1 rRNA gene is annotated in these 861 nt (G+C 48.9%); it reads left to right on the top strand.

Annotation, left to right across the window (positions count from 1 at the left end):
* Window positions 1-29: 29 nt before the first annotated feature.
* Window positions 30-861: ribosomal RNA gene (locus MTF70_RS24270) — 23S ribosomal RNA — on the top strand; the annotation flags it as partial.

The following is an 861-nucleotide window of genomic DNA, read 5'->3' as shown; positions in this document are numbered from 1 at the left end:
CATCAACTCGAAACTCCTTCGGGTTGTATGGTTAAGTGACTAAGCGTACACGGTGGATGCCTTGGCAGTCAGAGGCGATGAAGGACGTATTAACTTGCGATAAGCCCAGATTAGGTAGTAAAAACCATTTGAGTCTGGGATTTCCGAATGGGGAAACCCAATACCATAAGGTATTACTGTTGAGTGAATACATAGCTCAACAGGGCGAACCGGGGGAACTGAAACATCTAAGTACCCCGAGGAAAAGAAATCAACCGAGATTCCGAAAGTAGCGGCGAGCGAAATTGGACTAGCCCTTAAGCTTTACACGCGTTAGACGAACGGTCTGGAAAGGCCGACGATACAGGGTGATAGTCCCGTAGTTGACGACGTGTGTTCAGTGAAATCGAGTAGGGCGGGACACGTGATATCCTGTCTGAATATGGGGGGACCATCCTCCAAGGCTAAATACTACTGACTGACCGATAGTGAACCAGTACCGTGAGGGAAAGGCGAAAAGAACCCCTGTGAGGGGAGTGAAATAGAACCTGAAACCGTGTACGTACAAGCAGTAGGAGCAGGCTTTGTCCTGTGACTGCGTACCTTTTGTATAATGGGTCAGCGACTTATATTCAGTGGCAAGGTTAACCATCTAGGGGAGCCGTAGGGAAACCGAGTCTTAACTGGGCGTTCAGTCTCTGGATATAGACCCGAAACCAGGTGATCTAGCCATGGGCAGGTTGAAGGTTGAGTAACATCAACTGGAGGACCGAACCGACTAATGTTGAAAAATTAGCGGATGACTTGTGGCTAGGGGTGAAAGGCCAATCAAACCTGGAGATAGCTGGTTCTCCCCGAAAGCTATTTAGGTAGCGCCTCGGA

The sequence above is a fragment of the Vibrio sp. 2CM40D genome (assembly GCF_023161825.1).
In the GTDB taxonomy this organism is placed as follows: domain Bacteria; phylum Pseudomonadota; class Gammaproteobacteria; order Enterobacterales; family Vibrionaceae; genus Vibrio; species Vibrio alginolyticus.
The sequence above is the reverse complement of the archived record's forward strand: the minus strand, read 5'-3'. Positions and strand labels throughout refer to the sequence as shown.